Here is a 20,246-nt window from a genome sequence, read left to right on the forward strand (position 1 = left end):
CTTCCCGCCGGCTCCGGCGCCTCCGCAAAAACCGGCCCGCAGACCCCTCCCTCCTGGCTTCCCGGCGCTTTCTTGAGCCTCTGTCTCCTTCTCTATCTACAGCTTCTGGTCGCCGCCGCCATGCGCCATGCCCATGCCTGGCTCTCGATTCCCGATTTTCCGACGGCATATGGTCACCTCTGGCCGCAGATCACCGAAACCGATCTCGTGCAGATCAACGCGGGGCGGATGGCGAAGAACATCGCGCCCACCTCTCTTTTCCAGATTCACCTTCAGTTGGTCCATCGAGGGCTCGCCCTTCTGATTCTGCTCTGCGCCGTTGCTCTCTCCGCCGGCGTCCTCGGCAAAGAGCGGCGAGGACCCTTGCGCCGAACGGTTCTCTGGTTTCTGGTCCTTACCGCCGTGCAGATCGGCATCGGAGCATCCGTAATCTGGAGCGGAAAATCCGTTTTCCCGACGACCGTGCATGTTCTCTTGGGAGCCGGCCTCTTCCTTCTCGCCGTTCTCGGCGCCGGCATTGCCTACCGCCATCGCTGGCTTGCCGCCAGGGAGTCTCTCGCCGGAGGCAACAGCCCTCTGGGCGATACGAGAAAGGAGTGCCCAGCCTAACCAGGCATAAAGCTCGAGCCGGTTGCGCCCATTCCCGTGAAAGGCTTTACCCACGACCAGACCCCGCTGCCGCTCCCCGCAGTCACGAGCCGCAGCGCCATTCCGGCGCCGGCGCCCCGGGCGATCCCGGCTCCCATTCGATGGTGGCGGGAGCTTGCGGAGCTCATCAAGTTCCGGCTCACACTCCTGGTTCTTCTCACCACGCTGGTCGGCTACTGCATCGGATCCGCACATCCGATCGACGGTCTTGGCGCCCTCCACGCCGTTTTAGGGACGGCGCTCGTCGCGGCCGCGGCGGCCATCCTCAACGAGGTGATCGAGCGCCGGCAGGACGCCCAGATGATCCGCACGCAAAATCGTCCGATTGCTGCCGGCCGCGTCGATGGCTCCCATGCCGCCGCCGCGGCAGTAGCCTGCGCACTGGCCGGCGTCTCCTATCTTGCTCTCTTCGCGAACGTTCTTGCCGGACTGGTTGCCGCAGCAACGCTGGCCACCTATGTCTGCCTCTATACCCCACTCAAGTTGATCAGCCCGTGGAATACGTGGGTGGGCGCAGTCTCGGGAGCTCTGCCTCCGGTCATCGGGTATGCAGGCGCCAGGAATGTGCTCGATGGCACCGCTCTCTTCCTCTTCGCGATCCTTTTTCTCTGGCAGATGCCCCATTTCTTCGCGATCGCATGGCTCTACCGCAACGATTACGAAAAGGCCGGGTTCCGGATGTTGGTCGTAGTCGACGCGACCGGGCGGAAGCTCACTTCCCAGACCGTCTTCTTCACTGCACTGCTCTTCCTGGCCAGCCTCTGGCCGATGGTGGCGGGCACAGCGGCCCTACCTTACACGATCGGTGCCGCGATCCTTGGACTGCTTTTTCTCTGGTCCGCCGTCCGGTTTCACAACAAGCCCAACCGGACAACCGCACGAGGTCTTTTCTTCTCGTCGATCGCCTATCTGCCCCTCCTCCTGGGACTTCTCGTTCTCTTCTGGAGATAGGAGACCGGCTCTTCGGATGCGGCTCCATTCAGGCGAGCCGCCGGACAAGATCGGCACTCGTGACCAACTCGGCCCCGTAGTGCCGATGGAGGTACTCCAGGCCCGATCCCTGTTCCGCCTCCGTAAAAGCGGTCACGCAATCAATCGGGACCACGATTCGGTAGCCGCGAAAGAAAGCATCGGCCGCGGAATGGCGGACGCAAAGGTGTGTATGCAGGCCGGTGAGAATTGCCGTATCCACTCCCGATGAGCGCAAAAGCGAGTCGAGCCCGGTCTCAAAGAAGGCGCTGTAGGTCCGCTTTTCGAAAAGATAGTCGGAGCTTTGGGGGGCCAACTCCGGGATGACGCGGCATCCCTCGCTCCCCTTCATCGCATGCTCTCCCCAAACACGCAACTCGGGGTCATGCGGCAAATGAGCATCGCCGACATAGGCGACCGGCCTTTGGGCCTTCCGCGCCGCGGCAAGAAGTGAGGCGATCGGCTCGACTACGGCGCTTTCCCGACCCGTAGCCAGCTTCCCGCCGACGAAATCGACGAGCATGTCGATGACGATCACGCCTTCCATGCATCCTCCTGAAAAGGATCGATGGGATTGAAGCGCGATTTTCAACCGCGATTTGGCGGTTAGGCGCCGGCCGTCGCCTCGGACCTCCGCCTCTCGACCGCGCTCAGGATCTTCTTCCGAAGCCGCAGCTTCCCCGGGGTTACTTCGACATACTCCTCGGATCCGATGTACTCGATCGCCTGCTCCAGGCTCAGGCTACGCGGAGCGTCCAAGAGAATCCCCTTGCCATCTCCCTGCGAGCGCATGTTCGTCAGATGCTTTGTCTTGCAGGGATTGACCAGGAGATCGTCAGGCCGGGCATTCTCCCCAACGATCATCCCCTCGTAAACCTCTTCTCCGGGACCGACGAAAAGCTGGCCCCGCTCCTGAAGATTTTCCAACGCGAAGGGAGTCGTCACCCCTTTCTCCATCGAGACCAAGACGCCGTTGCCGCGAAGAACGATCTCCCCTCGCTTAGGGCCATATTCTCGAAAGAGATGGCTCGCGATGCCCTCCCCCCGAGTCATGTTGACTAATTCGGTCTCGAAGCCGATCAGTCCGCGCGTCGGAATCACCGCTTCTACGAAAACCGTATCCCGCAGATGCCGCATGTTTTCGACCTCCGCTCCCCGCCGGGCCAGGCATTCCAGCAGAGACCCCAAGACGGCCTGCGGAAGATCGACGTAAAGCGTCTCCAACGGCTCCAGGACGCCGCCGGCCTCGTCTTTCCGGTAGATCACCTCCGGACGCGACAACATGAGCTCGAATCCTTCCCGGCGCATCTGCTCCGCCAGGACCGCAATTTGCATCTCTCCTCGACCGCTCACCTCGAAGGAGCCTGTGCCGCTATCCTCGACCTGAAGTCCCACGTTCGTGCGAATTTCCCGGAAGAGACGATCCCGCAGATGCCGAGCTGTAAGAAATTTCCCTTCCCGGCCCGAGAGAGGGGAATTATTGACCAGCAGACGCATGCGAACCGTCGGCGGATCGACCTCGATTCGCGGCAGGGATGGCCGATCCTCCTGATCGCACAGGGTATCCCCAATCTCCACCTGTTCGAGGCCGGCTATTGCAACGATATCTCCTGCCACCGCTTCGGTGAGCTCCTGACGTTGGAGACCGTAATAACCCAAGAGTTGCGTCACGCGCGCTTTGCGCGGAACCCCGTCTCTCGGTAGACAGGCGATCGGATCTCCGACCCGAATTTGTCCTCCGTAGATCTTGCCGACGGCGAGCTGGCCGACATATTCACTGTAATCCAGGTTGGCGACCAAGAGGGAGAAAGGGGCGGACGCATCGGCTTTCGGGGCCGGAACCTTTTCCAAGATCGTTTCGAAAAGCGGCTCCATCCCGTGCTTCTGCGCCTCTTCCACCCCTTTCCACTCGCGAGCGGCAAATCCCACCTTCGCTGACGCATAAAGAGCGGGGAAGTCGAGCTGCTCGTCGGTCGCATCCAGCTCCAAAAAGAGCTCGAACACCTGATCAAGAATCTCGTTCGGTCGGGCATTCTCCCGATCGACCTTATTGAGAATCACGATAGGCAAGAGACCGGCGGCCAACGCCTTTTTGAGAACAAACTTCGTTTGAGCCTGGGGACCCTCTACCGCATCGACCAACAGGAGAACTCCGTCCACCATGCGAAGGCTTCGCTCCACCTCGCCGCCGAAATCGGCGTGGCCGGGCGTGTCGACCAAGTTGATTTTATAGTCCTTGTAAAGGAAGGAGGCATTCTTTGCCCGAATGGTGATTCCCTTCTCTCTTTCCAGGTCCATCGAGTCCATAACCCTCTCCGCCACCGCTTGATTGCTTCGAAACGTACCGGATTGGCGGAGGAGCTGGTCGACGAGAGTCGTCTTTCCGTGATCAACATGCGCGATGATCGCAATATTTCGTATCTGAGCCATGAGCAATGGGAAGATAGCAGCGCCGCGCGTTTCGCACAAGCGCCGCCGCAGGCTACGGTTTCACCAGGACCCGGGTTCCTTCCGAGACCTTGAGCTGGCGGGCTGCGGAATTTTTATTCATGACGAACTCCAGGTAATTTGAACTGTTGAAGAGCGCCCCCAACTTCCCGGAGGGAACCTCCGCATAGGTCCCGACGAGCGGCGCCCGAATCGTCTGATCGCCGATGGAGATCCGCAAGAGAATTCCTTCCTGCAGCCGAGAGGAGAGATCTCGGGGGATATTGGTGATCACATTGCCGAAATGGTCGATGTAAATCACCTGTCCCAGGAAGCTCTGACCGAGGACTCCGGCGGGCGTCAGGTTGAGCGATTCGACCTTCTGAATTCGAGAGCCGAGCTTCTCTGGATCGACGCCGGCGGCCAAATGAGCGGCGCCCGGGCCGAAGATGTCCCGTCCATGAAAGGTGCGCGAAGAGATCCCGGCTCGATAAAACGCCTGCTGATCCAGCTTCCAGGCCCTCCGCATCCCTTCCCGGTCGACGACGAGCGAAAGGATCCCGTTGTCCGGCGCAAAGAAGAATTTGCCGGACCGAGTCTCCAGCAAGATCGGTGCCCGCTCCGTCCCAACCCCAGGATCGACCACGGTGACGAAGATTGATCCCCGCGGAAATTCCCGCGTCGCCTCCTCGACCACATAAGCGGCCTGCCACACCTCGAATGGATCAACCTGATGGAGCAGATCGACCACCCGCGCACGCGGATGCACAGAGTAGATCACCCCCTTGACTTCGGCCACGTAGGGATCGCGCAAGCCGAAATCGGTGAGTAGCCCGATGATCGGCTCTGCCTGGGGCTCTTGCCTCGAGCAACCGGTCAAGACCATGACCAATCCTAGCATCCAAATAGATTTAGCTATGGCGGAATCTCCCGTTCTCTTCCTCCGAAGAGACACTCCGATAGTAAAGATAAACGATTCCGCCGAAGAGACTCCAGAAGAGTCCCGCTGCAAACAGGAGCAGCGAGAAGGCCACCGCCTCTTCCCGGCTCACGCCGAAGGAGCCGAGAAGGTAGAGGAGCGCCCCTTCCCGAATCCCGAGGCCCGAAATACTGACCGGCAGCGCGACCGCCACGTTGACGACCACCATCGTCGTCACCAGAAGCCAGAACGGTAGCTCCAACCGGAGCCCTTGCATGAGTGCCCAGAGCAAGGCTGCCGAACTTGCGTGAGCGAGGACCGAAAGGACAACGGCCTGCGCATTCGCCCGCGCGGCCTTCCGATAGAGAGCAACGGCGGTGAGGACCTCTTCCAACGCCCTTTGGACACGCACGGCCGTCTTCCCATGACCCGGCATCCAGAGCCGCCCGCGCGCAAGGTAATGGAGGAGAATGGGGACCACCGCCAGGGTGGCGAGCGTTAACAGGAAGAGAGCGCCGGCCGCATTCCGAAGCACTGGACGAGAATCCAGTTCCGGATAAAAGGCCGCCGCGAGGAGCGAACCCAGCACGAGAAGAACGACCCCTTCAAGAAAGCGGTCATAGAGGACCGAGAAGCCGGCCATCGCCCCCTTGCCCGGGAAAGCTCGCGTCGCATAGAAGATCCGGACGAAATCACCGCTGGTCGAGCCCGGCAGGATCGCATTAAAAAACTTCCCGACGAACCCCAACGCCAGCGCCTGCCGAAAGGAAAGAGAAAGGTCCAGCACTTGAAGGAGGATGCGCCATCGAACCGAAGTAATCGGCGTCGATAACCCGGCAAAGAGGACGGCCATTCCGAGCCAAACCGGTCTTGCGGCTGCCGCCAACTTGCCGATCTCTCGCCAATTCACCCGGGTGGCAATCCATCCCAGGAGGATCGCGGAGACCGCCGCGCGCGCCGTCCACTTCCATGCGCTGCTCCTCTGGGGGACACGCCAACTTACGGACGCTTCTTCGCGCTCCATCCTCTTCCGCCTCCCGATTCGGAACTACTGCTCCACAACCGCGTGCGCGGTGCGCGCCCGATCCGCCGTCGCTCCGAGACTCTTGGAAGGCTCGAGGATGACACGCATCTGGTGAAAATCCAAGGTTAGCCGATAAGCTTGAAAAAAGGCGTTCCCCACAATGCCGTCGATCGGAAACCCCTGCATATGGTCGATCGACGGCGGAAAATCGTACATGGTGCCGATATCCGCCTTCTGATCTTCTTGCACGATCGGCCCGATCCGCAGCTCCCGGAACTCCGTATACACCCAAGGGAAAAGACCCGCTCTCCGCAAGCTGATGATGTAGCCGCCATGAGCGGGAAGATGCGCTCGATGGATGAGCCGGCGCGAGAGGGTCACCGGCCGCCCCACGGCAACGGTGTCCAACAGAAAGACCGCATCCGTGCCGTTGACCTGCCCTTGCAGCACGATCTGTCCGCCCGGTGCCCAAAAGAAGGGGAGAACGATCCGTCCATCCTTCGGGTCTTTCTCCGGCTGCGGCGCTTTATCCGACCCAAGCTCCGCCTTGCGAAGAAAAAGCTCCTTCCGCGGATAATCGACCACCGTTTCAAAATGAGAGAGAAAATCGGTCCCGAGCAAGCCGTCCACCAATCCCTTCCAGTTCGGCAAGAGCACGGGAATCTGTCCCACTTGCATCGATCCCAACTCGAGCCTCTCCACCCGCCCGAAGCGATTCTTGACCGACCATTTCCCGGCAGCCCAGAACCAGAACTGGAGAAAGTTGCTCTGTTGTCGCTCGACCTTTGCGGCGCGCGCAACCGTATCATTGACCGCGCTCATCCCGCCGCGGGTGTCGAGGTAGAATTGAGCGTCCTTCCCATTGATCCGCACCGGGAACTTCAGCCGGGGCGAGTTCGGCAGCAGGCCGATCCGGGTCGAGGTTGCTCGGCTCACCGCATAGGCTTTCGGCTCGAGCGTCGCCACGAGCTCGGCCAGCGCATCATACCCGAGGTCGTCCTGCATCGCCGAGGACAGGCTCAGATCCCCCGTCCGATACCAGGCGAGGGAAAGGAGCGCCTTGGTCTCCCGATCCGACGGATCGAGCTTCAGCGCGCGTCGCAAGTGGGCTCTGGCTTCCGGGAGCCGGTTTTCCATGAGATCGAACCATCCCAGGTTCTTCCAGGAAAAAGCATGGTTCGGATCGCGCCTCGGCAACTCGCGGACTTCCTTGGAGGCTCCGAGGAGGTCTCCCTCGCGCAAGCAGCGCTCGAACGTAGTTTGAGCGGCCGTACCGCCCCAGGCCGTCCAGACTACGGTGAAAAGCGCCAGTCCGATTGTCGTCGCTGCCAACCTCGCAAACATCGCCCTTCCTTCTTAGATCCTTCCTTTAGAAAAGCAGATGAAATTTGGCAATGAGGGCATTGGCGTATTTCTCCTCGATCGTCGAATGCTCCAGGGCAATCTGGTAACCGATCCCGAAGTAGTAACGAACATCCTCCTTGAGGGTGAAACGGCCGATCAAAAGTTCCGGCGTCACAAAGAGTCCAGGACCACCATAGGCCAAAAATCGGGTGACGGTCGGCTCCGAGTTGAGTTCGAGGCAAGGGGTGATGCGTCCGATCCGGTATTCGAACGCCGCATTCCAAACAATGGGTGCCGACAACTTGCTGCTGTCTCCATCCGCCCACTGGCTCCCAAGGTTCACGATGAAGTCGAAGTTTCCCCAGCCCTTTCCGAAGAGCAGCATGGGGGTCCACACCCAATGGTTGTACGCGTTCGGGATATCGCCGGTCGGCGCAAGCGCAGCCAACTGGACTGAGAAAACATAGTTCTTCTGATTTTCCGGCGAGGCCATGATCCGGTGCCTCCACTGAAGGACCTCTCCCTCCCAGCCGGTCGAGGAAGGAGACGCCGGCTCGTAGAAATAGTTGGGAAGGGAGAAGGTAAATTCGTCGGTCGGCGTGACGATCAGGCTGACCCCCTTCCCGGCGCCGAAATTATATGCCTTGTTCCCGTTTCCCTTCGTCTCGTCATAGACATCATACCGGATGCGCTGCTCGAGCCGCGATGTCGTGGTGACCAGCGGAGTCATCCAGTTCGTCTGACGCTCCTTGGTCTCCGCAGTCATCCTCCTCCAGCGTTCAAACCAGCTCGTCCCGGGGTCCTGGTCGCTCATCGATTCCACGAGATCCTGAGCCGCAATCTCCTCGCCGGGATAAAAGACCGGCTCCGCTCGGCTCTGCCGGGAATAAGCAAAAAAGAGAATCGCAATAACGACCCAGCAGGAAGCGACCCCTGATCCCGCCTCCCTGGGGAGATCACGCAGGAATGGGCGGCATGCTGGAAAAGCCAAGGGAAAGAATCCTCGTTCGGACGATTATCCGCTCGGGCAAGCAAAAATCAGACCAAGAGCCGACTGATCGCCGACAAACGGCCTTTTGGCTTCCAAGCCGCGGGAGAAAGCTTGTGAGGCATGGCAGCCAGTCCGCGCAGAGCGCGGCCTATCCCCCGTGCCATTGGCATCGAGGATCTACGGCCCGGAAGGCCGTAACCGCTCGAGACGACCCCGGCCCATTTCCCTTTTTGCAGACGCATGCCCGAGATTAACCCGCGAACCGATCGATGGTTGCACGCATTTTCTTCGGGTTGCTCCGGAGCGAGGGCCGACCTCAAAAAAGAAGGTGGAACTTGGCGACGACCGCATTGGCATACTGTGCCTCCACCGTGGCCGCATCCAGCGCCATCTGATAACCGATCCCGAAATAGAGGCTGTAGTGATCGCGGAAATGGAAGCGCCCGATCAAGACCTCGGGAGTCACGAAGAGCCCCGGCTGGCCGAAAAAATAAAACTCGCTTACCGACGGGTGTGAATTGAGCTCGAGCGTCGGGCAGATCACCCCGAACCGATATTGTAGGGCCAAACCCCAGACGATCGGACTGCCTAGCTGCCTGTTGTCGCCGTCGGCCCAGGAAGTCCCCACGTTCACCATGAAGTCGAAGTTTCCCCATCCTTTGCCGAACGTAACGATTGGCGTCCAGATCCAATGCTCGGCCATTCCCGGCATCGTTCCGGTCGGCGAGAGGGCTTCGAGCATGACGGAAAAGACGTAGTTCTTCTGATTCTCCGGCGAAGACATGATGCGGTTCTTAACCATGAAGCTTTCGCCCCGAAACCCGTCGTTCGCCCCATGTCCCGGATAGTAGAGATACTGGGGGAGCGAAACCGCGGCCTCCATCGTGGGCGCAACGATGAAGTTCACTCCTTTCCCCGCCCCGAAGTTGAACTTCTTGTTTCCGTTCGGCAAGGTCTCGTCGTAAACGTCGTAGCGGATCCGCTGTTCCAAGCGAGGGGTTTCCGTGACGATCGGCGTCAGCCAGTGAGTCTGCTTTTCGCGCGTCTCGATCGTCATCCGGCGCCAGCGACCAAGCCAATCTTGGCCGGGACTCTCGTTGTTCATCGTTTCCACAAGATCCTGGGCCGCGACCTCGACTCCCGGATAGAAAACGGGATCCGCCCGCAGCAGAGTGGTTCCCTCGAAGACCAGAACGAGAAAGAGAGAGAACAGAACGCCTCGAATGCAGCCCCGGTCGTTGCCGACGCGAGATCTACCGCGTTTCCGGGATCCCGCTCGCGAACGCACTCCCATACCCGTTTGGCCGGGCGTCCTCGACTCGGATGCAGTCCTCCATTGCGTACAAAGTTCATGCTCTCCAACCCCTGGATGATTCCGTGCCGCTTTGCGGGAGCGCTCGGGATAGGAGCGTTGCCATTCCTTGCGGACCGAAAGCGGGGCTAAGGGATCGAGAGACTTTTGGGGAGGATATTCGCGGGAACCCAGGACGTAGCGGTGGATTGTGCTTCGCCACTTCATGGGGCCGTAAACTTAGCGGAACGTTAATGACAGCGCGAGCTTTCGTGCGGCGCCTCCTTGTCCTTTCCGTGGGCAGAAGGGGAAGACCCGACCGCAGCTTTCCGAGGTGTCCGCCGGCTTCGGGTCCCCTTCCGTGCCGGACCCGGTGATGACAAATCCGCTCCCTCCACCTACTCCGCACCGCGAAGAGCCTTCAAAAAAGAAGGTGGAATTTCACGATGAAGGCATTGGCATAGTCTGCCTGCACCGTCGCCGCATCGAGCGCCATCTGATAACCGATCCCGAAATAGAGGCTGTAGTTGTCTCGGAAGTGAAAGCGGCCGATCAGCACCTCCGGAGTGACAAAGAGGCCCGGCTCGCCGAAAAAGTAAAATTCGCTCATCGATGGATGCGAGTTGAACTCGATCGTCGGGCAGATGACTCCGAAGCGATACTGAAGAGCCACATTCCAGATGATGGGACTCCCGAGTTGCTTGTTGTCGCCATCGGCCCAGGAGGTTCCCAAATTCACCATGAAGTCGAAGTGTCCCCAACCCTTGCCGAAGGTAACGAAAGGGGTCCAAACCCAGTGTTCCGCTACTCCGGGCAGCGAGCCCGTCGGGGTAAGTGCGATGAGCATGACGCTGAATACATAGTTTTTCTGGGTCTCCGGAGAAGCCATGATCCGGTTTTTCACCATGAAAACCTGTCCTCCGAATCCATCTTTCTGGCCTGCTCCCGGATAGTAGAGGTAGTTGGGGAGCGCGGCGGCCACTTCCATGGTCGGCGCCACGATCACGTTCACCCCTTTCTGACCGCCGAAATTCCACTCTTTCTTTCCATTCGGGCGCGTTTCGTCGTAGATATCGTACCGGATGCGCTGCTCCAAACGGGGCGTTTCGGTGACGAGCGGCGTCAAATAGTGCGTCTGCTTCTCGCGGGTCTCGATGGTCATCCTGCGCCACTTTCCGAGCCAATCCCCCCCGGCCTCCTGAGCGTTCATGGTCTCCACAAGATCTTGCGCGGCGATCTCTTCCCCTGGGTAGAAGACCGGATCCGCGAGAATGACGCAGGGTTCCATCCAGAGCAGGAGGAACAAGACGAAGCAGAGCCTGAGCATGCTTCCAAAGCGGCATCCGGGTTGAAAGGCTTCCTCCCTTGCGTCTCTCATGGCTTCTTCGCGCACGAAACTCCATCGAGTCCGCACGCTGCGCCTTGCCCAGCGCCACGATATTTACAAACGTTACAAACGATTCATTACGTCCACTGACGCCGCCCAGGCACGGCAAATCGTTTCCTATGTCTGCTCGGCGTCTGCATGCCGGTGGCAGCGCAAGGAGCGATGGGATGGCCTTCGATCCAGCAGGTGATGTGACGACATTACTGCGAGGAGGGAAAACCAAATCCCAACGAGGCAGACAGGTCCATTGCTCAAGCCGCCGAAGAATGCCTGAGAGACAGGCAAGGGAACACCTCACTCGCGACGGTCACTTCCCTTGCTTGCGATCCGTACGAGCGCTGTTCTGGACAAAATAGCCTCACAATGAGCTCATTCCTCCCAATGAAGGGAGGGCCGAATGCCTGGGACCCTGCATGTGCACAATCTGGATGATGAGCTGATCGCCCGATGGAAGCGCCGGGCTGCCCGCCACGGCCGCTCCACCGAGGTCGAGCACCGAGAGATTCTCCGCCAAGTGCTTACCAGCGAGGAGGAGCCTTCCTTCGACAAACTAGCAGCCGAGTTGCGGAAGCTGACAAAGCGTCGGAAGCAGACGCCTTCCGAGGTACTGCTCCGCGAAGGACGCGAAGAGCGGGGAACGCCCTTGTCATCGATGCCAGCGAGACTGCCCCTTCGTGACCCCCGACGAGTGCTTCGTGCGTAAGCTGCGCGAAGGGCATCGACGGAAGTTTCATGATCGAGTGATCGGGCTGCGCCAAGCTGCGGGAGAACTCTAGCCTGCACATCTCACAAGCGATCTCCTGCGGCTTGCGAAATGGACCTGTCTGCTTCGTTGCGCCTTGCATCCAGGCCCATCTGCCGCGCCTCGGGTACGAACTTTGTGAGACATGCAGGCTAGTCGGTTAGGATGGCGTATTCCACCGAGGGATCCTGTCTGGCTGCCCGGCATGGATTCGAACCATGACTAAAGGCTCCAAAGACCTCTGTGCTACCATTACACCACCGGGCAAGACGCGGAGGACTAGGCTCCCTGGCTGCGGGAAAACCCTTCAACTCCGTTAAACGTATACAGGAGCTCCGTCTTTGTGAACTCAATTCCCCCGGCTTCTACCGAGCCGAGGAGATCGACGATGGCTCGACGCGGAAGTTCCGCTGACCGGTTTCTGGCGAAAAACCGGCACTGGAAGGGTCCGGCGAGCAGAGTTTCGCCCGAACCAAAAGGCCAGACGCTCATTCCGCGGTTGGCGATGGTTTCCAACGCCAGGGCCCCCCTTTCGGCGGCAACGCGAAGCGCAGAAGCCAGTTCCTCTACACTCTTCGCAAACTCGACAAAAATATCGACACCCAGCAGGACCTTGGTTTCCTCCGGGCGGTGGTAAGGAAAATCGGATCGCGGATTCGGCCTGTCGAGTGCATAGCGAACGGGTTTCAGGGTCTCCGGGATCTTTCCGAGATTCGCGATCACCGCTTGGCCGAACTCCTTGGTTCCCACCTTTCGACGACTCTTCCCGTCACGGAAAATATCATAGGTGTGGATCCCTTCCTCAATGGTTCGCAACCAACCATTGTGCACTCGTTCGGCCGCTTCCGGTTGACCGATGTGGACGAGCATTTGCACGGCCGCCAGCAGGAGCCCCGAGGGATTCGCCACATTCTGTCCCGCTCGGCGGGGGGCGGAACCATGGATTGCCTCGAACATGGCATAGTGGGCGCCGATGTTGGCGGAGCCCGCCAACCCGACGGAACCGGCGATCTGGGCAACAACGTCGGACAGGATGTCGCCGTAGAGATTCGGCAGCACGACGACATCAAAGGCTTGGGGAGTGTCCGCAAGCTTTGCCGAACCGATGTCCACGATCCAGTGCTCCTTCTCGATGTCGGGATAGTCCGCTCCGATCTCCTCGAAGACCTTGTGGAACATCCCGTCGGTCAGCTTCATAATGTTGTCCTTGGTGAAGCAGGTTACCTTCTTCCTCTGGAAGGAACGCGCATACTCGAAGGCATACCGGACGATCCGCTCGGTGCCCGGCCGTGTCATGATCTTGAGGCATTGGAAGGAGTCGACGCTCTGCCGGTGCTCGATCCCTCCGTAAAGATCCTCCTCGTTCTCGCGAACGATCACCACGTCAATCCCAGGCTGCTTGCTCTCGACGAAGGGAACATAGGAGATGCAGGGACGGATATTGGCATAGAGCCCAAAGGCTTTGCGCACCGTGACATTCAGGCTCTTGTATCCTCCGCCCTGCGGGGTCGTGATCGGCGCTTTCAGGAAGACCTTGGTCCGCCGCAAACTCTCCCAGGACTCGGGTTCGATCCCGCTCGAATTCCCGCGGAGATAGACGCTTTTCCCGATCTCGATCGTTTCCAAGGCAAGCTCGGCACCCGAAGCCTCGAGCACATCGAGCGTAGCCCTCATGATCTCCGGACCAATGCCATCGCCATACGCAACCGTAACTGCTGTTTTACTCATCGTCCTTCCGTTTCCTCCCGATGCATCCGGTTACTTCACTCTCCAGAGCGTCGTTAGCAAAGAGATTCTTTTGGCGAGTTCTAGTTTTTTTGAGTTTCTCGATCGAATAGCACCGGCCGCTTGACAGGCAGTTCTGGCCTTTATTATTTCTGAACACATCCAGGCGTCTTACCCGTTTTTCGCCGCTGCAGCGCAAAGATGGCCGGGCCACAAACAAAGGGAGATGGCGAGACGCTATGCGTAAATTCAGGGGTCTATCCACGCGCCTGTTCCCTGCCTCCCTCTACCTGTTTTTGCCGGTTGCCGCGATCGCTCTGCTCGGAGGCTGCGCCCAGACCCATTATTATCCCTATGTCGGAGCGAACACCCAGTTAGGCAAAGGAGGGGGCGGCGAGCGGATCATCAACGGGATCGAAGTCTGGAGCGACGGCCTTCCGACTCGCCGCTACACGATCATCGGTGTGGTCCACGATCATCGGAGCGGGATCTTTCACGCCACCCTGCTCAAAGACATCACCAAGCAAGCGAAGAAGATGGGAGGCCAAGGCATTCTCGAGTACAAAGCTTACGCGACCGCCATGAGTTCCTTCGCCGCCTCGGCAAGCGGCTTCGGGAGCAACGCCGATCAACTCCCGCAAGCATACGGTCCGACTGCTTCCTCCTGGCTTGCCTTTGCGGGACCCGCCTCCGCAGGACTAGGCGGGGGATTTGCGGGCACTTCCCGCTGGTGGGTCTTCCGTTACCAGGATTCTTCTTCTAAATCTAAAAAGGCCACTCCGCCGAACACCCGACCAGCAAAGGATCAGCACCAAGGATCGGTCCACTCCTCATGAATGTCCGGAGCCTCTTGCATTCCGGTGTTCTGCTTCTGCCGCTTTTCTTCTGCTCCTGCGCGACCACGACCTACATCCCGTACAAAGGAGGAGCGAAGACTGTCGGGAAGGGTGCGAGTCTTCACAAAGTCAACGGAATCGACTTTTGGACCGACGGACTCCCCCCTCGCCCGTACAAGCTCGTCGGAGTCATCCACGACAGCCGAAGCGGCCTTCGTAAGGGCGACCTCCCGCAGGACCTTGCGAAGGTCGCCAAGAAGATGGGAGCGGATGCGATCCTGGAATACCACGATTATGCCTTGCAGATGGGCGGAGCTACCGCGGCAGCCGGAGCCGCCGCCGGCAACATGATCTGGGTGGGTTCCCTCATGGCGGCGACCGGCCCGGGCATGCTCATCGCGGGACCCGCGATCATCGCCCTCGGTGCCGCCCAAGGGGGTGTCTCGCGCTGGTGGGCCGCCAAGTATCTGCCGGCAGAGCCCAAAACCACTACCGCACGGCCAAAAACGCCCTCCGCCGCCGCTTCGAAGCAGACTGCCGTTCCCGCCACGGCTTCCTCGCAGCGCCCGCCCGGTCCACCAACGACGACGGGAGCCGCGCCCTAGCCGGCCTGCTGACTTTTTCCGCGTAGCCGCATCCTCTGTTTGACAGGGCATCCACTCTCGATTAACCCTGGAGCGCGCCTGAGCGGCTGCACCCGTCTAGCCCAGACGAGAAAATCTGCGGAAGAGAAGACAAGCCAAAAGGAGGTCGTCAGCAAGCCATGCGTCTTCGTCGAAAGTCGCCCGCCCGCTTCCTCTCGACCCGCGCAATTCTTGTGGCCGGCTGCTTCCTATTGCTCGCTGCCTGCGCTCAGACGCGGTATTACCCCTATGTCGGCGCCAACGAACAGCATGGGAAGGGCATTGCCGCCAAGCGGGTGATCGATGGGATCGATGTCTGGAGCGACGGCATCCCTCCTCGCAAGTACGAGATCATCGGCCTCGTCGACGACAGCCGAAACGGCTTCTTTCGGGATTCGATCCTCAAGGACGTCACGCGGAAAGCAAAGCGAATGGGCGGAGAGGGCATCATCGAATACCAAGCGTACACGGGGGTGGCGAGTGCCGCCCTGGCAGCGACAGGAGGGGCGTCGGGCAACTTGGGGGCTTCCGCTCCAGTCGGCTCGGGAGCCGCTGCGGGTGCTGCCTACGGTGGTGCCGCCACCGGAGGGCTTTCGGCCGCAGGATCCGGACAGTCGCGCTGGTGGGTGATTCGCTACCTGCCGGCCGGTAGCAAGAAGAAGGGAAATCAGGCCGGATAGCAGCCCACAAAGGATGCGATCCTCGATTCGCTCTTCATGAAAATCTCCCTTGTGCGGCCGCTGATTCCGCCTAACTGGAAATCGATCGCGCTTCCTTTCTTCCTTTTGCCCCTTTTGCTCTTCCTGACCTCCTGTGCCAACACGACTTACATTCCTGTCGAGAACGGCAAAAGAACGGTGGGGAAGGGAGCCATTCTCCGCAACGTTAACGGGATCGACATCTGGTCCGACGGCCAGCCGCCGCGCCCCTATCAGATCATCGGGGTCATCCATGACCGACGCAACGGTCTCCGCAAGGGAGCGCTGTTCAAAGACTTAGCCAAGGAAGCCAAAAGGAGGAAAGCGGATGCGATCCTCGCGTATCAAGCCTATGGGGCAACGGCAGGCGGCGCGACGGCGGGCGCGGCTTCCGCCGCCCAAAGCACTCTCATGCTCGGTGCATTGGCCAGCGGCCCGGCAATCACCTTCCTCGGCCCGGTAGCCGCCGGCGTCGCGGCCACCGCAGGAGGAGCCTCCCGCTGGTGGGTGGCCAAATACCTACCCGAAAAGCCCAAGGCCACGGCGGCCGAAAAGCAACCTCGGCCTCCGCTTCCTCCGCATCCAGCCTCGACTGCCGCAACCCCGCATCTTTCCGTCCCTCAAGGATCGGCTGCGCCAAGCATAGAGTAGTCGTGGCTTTCGTCTCCACCCTCCTACTGGTCATTGCGACGATCGCAGGACTTTTCGCGGCCTATAACCTGTTTCATTACCTCCTCTTCCTTCTCGTCACGCATCCCAAGAGCGCAGACGAGATCGGTCATGAGCTCAATGAATTCGAACAGCGGCAACTCGTGGAGTGGATTCCGAAGCCCGGCGACCTTCTCAAACACGACGACCAGAATCACACCTATGACGATGTGTTTCGCCTCTACCTGGGCGAAAATGAGAACTACTGCACCTGCGTCTTCCCGCCTACGCTCCTTAGCCATCCTTACTCCGCCGTATATTCCCTTCTTGCCCCGGTGCCAGGGATGCGTCTTTTGGATCTCGGGTGCGGTTCGGGAGCTGCCGCCCGCTATCTTGCCCGTCGGGGCAACGTCCAGATCCTTTGCGTCACGAACTCTCCTGCCCAGGCAGACATCTGCCGACGGCAAGGGAAGAGTTCCCAGGATCGCGTTCACGCAACCGTCGCCGACTTCGACCGCCTAGATCTTCCGGAAAAGACCTTCGATGCGATCTATTCCCTGGAATCCATCGGCTACACGAAGGATCTGGACGCTTGGCTCGCGCGTTGCTGGCGACTCCTCAAGCCAGGAGGGCACCTCTTAATTCTTTCGCCCGGATCCTTGGACGCCTGTCGCCGGGAGCGCGACTACCGAAACGTCACGGCGTTCTTTGAAAATTGGCACTATAACTTTTTTGGCGCCAATCTTCTGGTCTTCAAGCTGCGCCGGCTTGGATTCGACCCGATCCGCTACAGGCAACTACCCTTTTGCGCCTGGGGTCTGACTTGGAGCTTCATCCGTCGTCTGCTCCTCTGGAAGCTACGCCTCCGCATGCGCACCATGGTCCAGCTGGAACAGATCATCTGGAGCACCTCCAAGGTTTTCGTATTCGGCAACGCGTACAATATCGTGCTTGCCCGAAGACCCCTCGCAGCCCCCTCTTCCGGCTCGGACCAGCAACCCGGTGCCACGCTTCACCCTGCGGACGGCTGACTGCGCCACGCGTTGCCAACCGATCCACGGCTGTGCCCCCTACGCTCCGGCCGGCAACCCAAGAACAAGTGTCACCAGAGCAAAAGAGGCCCGCCGCCAACAAAAAAAGCCCCCCTTCCACTCCGAAGAGTGAAAGGGGGGTGAACCTGGCAACGACCTACTCTCGCACGCCCTACCGGCGCACTACCATCGGCGATGACGCGTTTCACTTCCGTGTTCGGGATGGGAACGGGTGGTTCCACGCCTCTAGGATCACCAGGCCTCTGCCGGTCCTTGCCGCTTCCGCAGACGCCTGGTCGCAGCCGTTCCTTGAAAACTACAGGCAAACAGAAAATCAGCTCACTAGCCTGCCGTGACTAAAAGCCAATCAGGTAATTAGTACCGCTTCGCTCCACGCATTACTGCGCTTCCACGTGCGGCCTATCAACGTGGTGGTCTACCACGACCTTAATGGGGAGACCTCATCTTGGGGAAGGCTTGGCGCTTAGATGCTTTCAGCGCTTATCCTTTCCGGACATAGCTACCCGGCGCTGCGTCTGACGACACAACCGGAACACCAGCGGTCCGTCACTCCCGGTCCTCTCGTACTAGGGAGTGAATCCCTCAAGTCTCCTGCGCCCACAGTGGATAAGGACCGAACTGTCTCACGACGTTCTGAACCCAGCTCGCGTACCGCTTTAACCGGCGAACAGCCGGACCCTTGGGACCTTCTCCAGCCCCAGGATGCGATGAGCCGACATCGAGGTGCCAAACCGGGCCGTCGATATGGACTCTTGGGCCCGATCAGCCTGTTATCCCCGGCGTACCTTTTGTCCGATGAGCGATGGCAATTCCACATTCTACCACCGGATCACTTGGTCCTACTTTCGTACCTGCTCGACCTGTCGGTCTCGCAGTTAAGCTCCCTTCTACCCATACGCTCGACGCACGATTGCCAACCGTGCTGAGGGAACCTTAGAACTCCTCCGTTACCTTTTAGGAGGAGACCGCCCCAGTCAAACTGACCCGCTGCCATTGTCCCAAGGCCCGCTTCAGGGCGCTTGGTTAGAACCTCCACAATGGAAGTGTGGTGTCTCATTGGCGACTCCACCTTCCCCAAAAGGAAGGCTTCACTGTCTCCCACTTACGCTGAGCATCCATAGCAAAGATCCAGTAACAGCTTACAGTAAAGGTGCACGGGGTCTTTCCGTCCTACTGCGGGTAGGCGGCATCTTCACCGCCACTACAACTTCGCTGAGCCTCTCTTTGAGACAGTCGTCAACTCGTTACACGATTCGTGCAGGTCGGAACTTACCCGACAAGGAATTTCGCTACCTTAGGACCGTTATAGTTACGGCCGACATTCGCTGGGACTTGGGTTCAGAGCTTTGCCCGGCCGAAGCCGAACTGACCCCTTGCCGTAATCTTCCAGCATTGGTCACGTGTCACACCCTATACGTCGTCTTCGCGACTTAGCAGAGTGCTGTGTTTTTGTTAAACAGTCGGTTGACGCTGTTCACTGCGGCCCCTTGCGGGGCGCCCCTTCTTCCGAAGTTACGGGGCTAACTTGCCGAGTTCCTTAAAGAGATTTAACTCACGCGCCTGAGTATACTCTACCCACCCACCTGTGTCGGTTTACGGTACGGGCGCCTTAGTGTACGCGTGGGCTTTTCTTGGCACCCTCTTTGAAGAATCCCGTCAGGATTGCTCCTTTCGGTCCCCTTGCGGGACAAGGACATTCATCACCTCGCTCTTCTCCAACGATGCGTCCCCCACGTTTAAATTTCGGCGGTGCTGGAATGTTGACCAGCTGGACATCGCTTACGCCCATCGGCCTCAGCTTAGTTCCCGACTAACCCTGGGCGGACGAACCTTCCCCAGGAAACCTTGGGTTTACGGCGGATCGGATTTTCACCGATCTTATCGCTACTCATGTCTGCATCCTCACTTCCAAGCCCTCCACGGTCGGTTACCCTTCCGCTTCACAGCACTTGGAACGCTCCCCTACCATCCCTTCCGGTCGAAACCGGAAAAGATCCGCGGCTTCGGTATGCAGCTTATCGCCAATCATTTTCGGCGCTGGTTTTCTCGGTGAGTCAGCTATTACGCACTGTTTAAATGATGGCTGCCTCTAAGCCAACATCCTCACTGTTTTTGAACACCAACATCCTTTTCACTTAGCTGCATTTTGGCACCTTAGCCGGCGATCTGGGTTGTTTCCCTCTCGACGATGAAGCTTATCCCCCACCGTCTTACTCCCGTGTTGCACCCTGTGGTATTCAGAGTTTGGTTAGATTCGGTACCCTGGTGTGGGCCCTAGTCCATCCAGTGCTTTACCCCCACAGGTCAGCGCACGAGGCTAGACCTAAATCTATTTCGGGGAGAACCAGCTATCAGGGGGTTTGATTAGTCTTTCGCTCCTACCCACAGTTCATGGGAGACGTTTTCAACCGTCACCCGTTCGGACCTTCATCACCGGTTAAAGTGACTTCATCCTGACCATGGGTAGATCACCTCCCCTTCGGGTCTACTACTTGCGGCTGGACGCCCTATTCGGACTCGCTTTCGCTTCGCCTCCGTCCCATCAGGACTTAGACTTGCCACAAACAGTAACTCGCAGACTCATTAAGCAAAAGGCACGCCATCACCCTTTCGGGCTCTGACACCTTGTAGGCACATGGTTTCAGATCTATTTCACTCCCCTCGCCGGGGTTCTTTTCACCTTTCCCTCGCGGTACTGGTTCACTATCGGTCGCTGACACGTATTTAGCCTTACGCCGTGGTCGGCGTAGCTTCACGCGAAGTTTCACGTGCATCGCGTTACTCAGGATACCACCGAGCGTTGCTTGGTTTTCGGTTACAGGCCTCTCACCTTCTATGAGGCGACTTTCCATCCGCTTCACCTAACCGCACAACTACCCATATGGTGGTCCTACAACCCCGGACGGCAAGCCGTCCGGTTTG

General features: G+C 59.2%; 17 protein-coding genes, 1 tRNA gene and 2 rRNA genes. 8 read left to right on the top strand and 12 right to left on the bottom strand.

The genetic code is table 11. The features are described 5' to 3' along the window. Together MAMT_RS03920 and cyoE are read left to right on the top strand one after the other, a co-directional pair. Positions 1–609, top strand: a 609-nt coding sequence (locus MAMT_RS03920; RefSeq protein WP_178086906.1) for a COX15/CtaA family protein, incomplete at its 5' end; no start/stop codon positions are given. A 36-nt stretch (positions 610–645) separates the two neighbouring features. After that, positions 646–1,599 (top strand): heme o synthase, encoded by a 954-nt coding sequence (gene cyoE, locus MAMT_RS03925; RefSeq protein WP_246186513.1) that lies wholly within the window; start codon positions 646–648, stop codon positions 1,597–1,599. Positions 1,600–1,627: 28 nt separating this feature from the next. On the opposite strand, the gene MAMT_RS03930 is transcribed toward cyoE, so the two are convergent. From MAMT_RS03930 to MAMT_RS03965, 8 genes are all read right to left on the bottom strand, one after another. Then, complete coding sequence (locus MAMT_RS03930) at positions 1,628–2,164, bottom strand: cysteine hydrolase family protein (RefSeq protein WP_142659713.1); 537 nt, start codon at positions 2,162–2,164, stop codon at positions 1,628–1,630. Positions 2,165–2,223: 59 nt separating this feature from the next. Further along, the gene (typA, locus tag MAMT_RS03935; protein ID WP_142659714.1) at positions 2,224–4,047 is read right to left on the bottom strand and encodes a translational GTPase TypA; all 1,824 of its coding nucleotides are present in this window, start codon (positions 4,045–4,047) and stop codon (positions 2,224–2,226) included. A 52-nt stretch (positions 4,048–4,099) separates the two neighbouring features. After that, positions 4,100–4,945, bottom strand: coding sequence for an SAM hydrolase/SAM-dependent halogenase family protein (locus MAMT_RS03940; protein ID WP_142659715.1), 846 nt, complete (start codon positions 4,943–4,945; stop codon positions 4,100–4,102). Positions 4,946–4,955: 10 nt separating this feature from the next. Then, positions 4,956–5,987, bottom strand: a complete 1,032-nt coding sequence (locus MAMT_RS03945) for a lysylphosphatidylglycerol synthase transmembrane domain-containing protein (protein ID WP_142659716.1) — start codon at positions 5,985–5,987, stop codon at positions 4,956–4,958. A gap of 24 nt (positions 5,988–6,011) precedes the next feature. After that, the gene (locus tag MAMT_RS03950) at positions 6,012–7,331 is read right to left on the bottom strand and encodes an aspartyl protease family protein (RefSeq protein ID WP_142659717.1); all 1,320 of its coding nucleotides are present in this window, start codon (positions 7,329–7,331) and stop codon (positions 6,012–6,014) included. Between the two features lie 25 nt (positions 7,332–7,356). Continuing rightward, positions 7,357–8,322 (bottom strand): hypothetical protein, encoded by a 966-nt coding sequence (locus tag MAMT_RS03955; protein ID WP_142659718.1) that lies wholly within the window; start codon positions 8,320–8,322, stop codon positions 7,357–7,359. 316 nt (positions 8,323–8,638) lie between these two features. Then, on the bottom strand, positions 8,639–9,841 hold the full coding sequence (locus MAMT_RS03960; protein WP_142659719.1) for a hypothetical protein: 1,203 nt from the start codon (positions 9,839–9,841) through the stop codon (positions 8,639–8,641). Positions 9,842–10,034: 193 nt separating this feature from the next. Next, a complete protein-coding gene (locus MAMT_RS03965) occupies positions 10,035–10,991 on the bottom strand; it encodes a hypothetical protein (RefSeq protein ID WP_142659720.1) in 957 nt (318 codons plus the stop codon). A gap of 406 nt (positions 10,992–11,397) precedes the next feature. Between MAMT_RS03965 and MAMT_RS03970 the strand changes: the two genes are divergently transcribed. Beyond that, a complete protein-coding gene (locus tag MAMT_RS03970; protein WP_246186514.1) occupies positions 11,398–11,703 on the top strand; it encodes a FitA-like ribbon-helix-helix domain-containing protein in 306 nt (101 codons plus the stop codon). 232 nt (positions 11,704–11,935) lie between these two features. Here the strand turns inward: MAMT_RS03970 and MAMT_RS03975 are convergent. Both MAMT_RS03975 and MAMT_RS03980 read right to left on the bottom strand, forming a co-directional pair. After that, positions 11,936–12,009: transfer RNA gene (locus MAMT_RS03975), tRNA-Gln, on the bottom strand. A 12-nt stretch (positions 12,010–12,021) separates the two neighbouring features. Continuing rightward, the gene (locus MAMT_RS03980) at positions 12,022–13,470 is read right to left on the bottom strand and encodes an NADP-dependent isocitrate dehydrogenase (RefSeq protein WP_142659721.1); all 1,449 of its coding nucleotides are present in this window, start codon (positions 13,468–13,470) and stop codon (positions 12,022–12,024) included. Between the two features lie 236 nt (positions 13,471–13,706). Here MAMT_RS03980 and MAMT_RS03985 point away from each other — a divergent pair, with 236 nt between their 5' ends. The 5 genes from MAMT_RS03985 to MAMT_RS04005 all read left to right on the top strand — a co-directional run bounded on the left by MAMT_RS03985 (position 13,707) and on the right by MAMT_RS04005 (position 17,303). Then, a complete protein-coding gene (locus MAMT_RS03985) occupies positions 13,707–14,303 on the top strand; it encodes a hypothetical protein (RefSeq protein WP_142659722.1) in 597 nt (198 codons plus the stop codon). Next, on the top strand, positions 14,300–14,908 hold the full coding sequence (locus MAMT_RS03990) for a hypothetical protein (RefSeq protein WP_142659723.1): 609 nt from the start codon (positions 14,300–14,302) through the stop codon (positions 14,906–14,908). The genes MAMT_RS03985 and MAMT_RS03990 overlap by 4 nt, the downstream gene beginning before the upstream one ends. Before the next feature lie 158 nt (positions 14,909–15,066). Then, positions 15,067–15,606: a hypothetical protein gene (locus MAMT_RS03995; RefSeq protein ID WP_246186515.1), complete on the top strand. Its 540-nt coding sequence runs from the start codon at positions 15,067–15,069 to the stop codon at positions 15,604–15,606. Between the two features lie 36 nt (positions 15,607–15,642). Further along, complete coding sequence (locus MAMT_RS04000; protein ID WP_142659724.1) at positions 15,643–16,275, top strand: hypothetical protein; 633 nt, start codon at positions 15,643–15,645, stop codon at positions 16,273–16,275. Between the two features lie 2 nt (positions 16,276–16,277). Further along, positions 16,278–17,303, top strand: a complete 1,026-nt coding sequence (locus MAMT_RS04005) for an SAM-dependent methyltransferase (protein WP_142659725.1) — start codon at positions 16,278–16,280, stop codon at positions 17,301–17,303. Between the two features lie 144 nt (positions 17,304–17,447). Here the strand turns inward: MAMT_RS04005 and rrf are convergent. Together rrf and MAMT_RS04015 are read right to left on the bottom strand one after the other, a co-directional pair. After that, a 5S ribosomal RNA gene (gene rrf, locus MAMT_RS04010) occupies positions 17,448–17,563 on the bottom strand. 94 nt (positions 17,564–17,657) lie between these two features. After that, positions 17,658–20,246 (bottom strand): 23S ribosomal RNA (locus tag MAMT_RS04015); the annotation flags it as partial.

This window comes from Methylacidimicrobium tartarophylax (assembly GCF_902143375.2).
GTDB lineage: Bacteria > Verrucomicrobiota > Verrucomicrobiia > Methylacidiphilales > Methylacidiphilaceae > Methylacidimicrobium > Methylacidimicrobium tartarophylax.

What these genes read in the sequence shown, in the direction of transcription:
- MAMT_RS04000 (WP_142659724.1), top strand. Translation starts at nt 15,643, where the DNA reads ATGAAAATCTCCCTTGTGCGGCCGCTGATTCCGCCTAACTGGAAATCG.
- MAMT_RS03985 (WP_142659722.1), top strand. Translation starts at nt 13,707, where the DNA reads ATGCGTAAATTCAGGGGTCTATCCACGCGCCTGTTCCCTGCCTCCCTC.
- MAMT_RS03970 (WP_246186514.1), top strand. Translation starts at nt 11,398, where the DNA reads ATGCCTGGGACCCTGCATGTGCACAATCTGGATGATGAGCTGATCGCC.
- MAMT_RS03965 (WP_142659720.1), bottom strand. Translation starts at nt 10,991, where the DNA reads ATGAGAGACGCAAGGGAGGAAGCCTTTCAACCCGGATGCCGCTTTGGA.
- MAMT_RS03980 (WP_142659721.1), bottom strand. Translation starts at nt 13,470, where the DNA reads ATGAGTAAAACAGCAGTTACGGTTGCGTATGGCGATGGCATTGGTCCG.
- MAMT_RS03945 (WP_142659716.1), bottom strand. Translation starts at nt 5,987, where the DNA reads ATGGAGCGCGAAGAAGCGTCCGTAAGTTGGCGTGTCCCCCAGAGGAGC.
- MAMT_RS03930 (WP_142659713.1), bottom strand. Translation starts at nt 2,164, where the DNA reads ATGGAAGGCGTGATCGTCATCGACATGCTCGTCGATTTCGTCGGCGGG.
- MAMT_RS03940 (WP_142659715.1), bottom strand. Translation starts at nt 4,945, where the DNA reads ATGCTAGGATTGGTCATGGTCTTGACCGGTTGCTCGAGGCAAGAGCCC.
- MAMT_RS03995 (WP_246186515.1), top strand. Translation starts at nt 15,067, where the DNA reads ATGCGTCTTCGTCGAAAGTCGCCCGCCCGCTTCCTCTCGACCCGCGCA.
- MAMT_RS03950 (WP_142659717.1), bottom strand. Translation starts at nt 7,331, where the DNA reads ATGTTTGCGAGGTTGGCAGCGACGACAATCGGACTGGCGCTTTTCACC.
- MAMT_RS03990 (WP_142659723.1), top strand. Translation starts at nt 14,300, where the DNA reads ATGAATGTCCGGAGCCTCTTGCATTCCGGTGTTCTGCTTCTGCCGCTT.
- typA (WP_142659714.1), bottom strand. Translation starts at nt 4,047, where the DNA reads ATGGCTCAGATACGAAATATTGCGATCATCGCGCATGTTGATCACGGA.
- MAMT_RS03960 (WP_142659719.1), bottom strand. Translation starts at nt 9,841, where the DNA reads ATGAAGTGGCGAAGCACAATCCACCGCTACGTCCTGGGTTCCCGCGAA.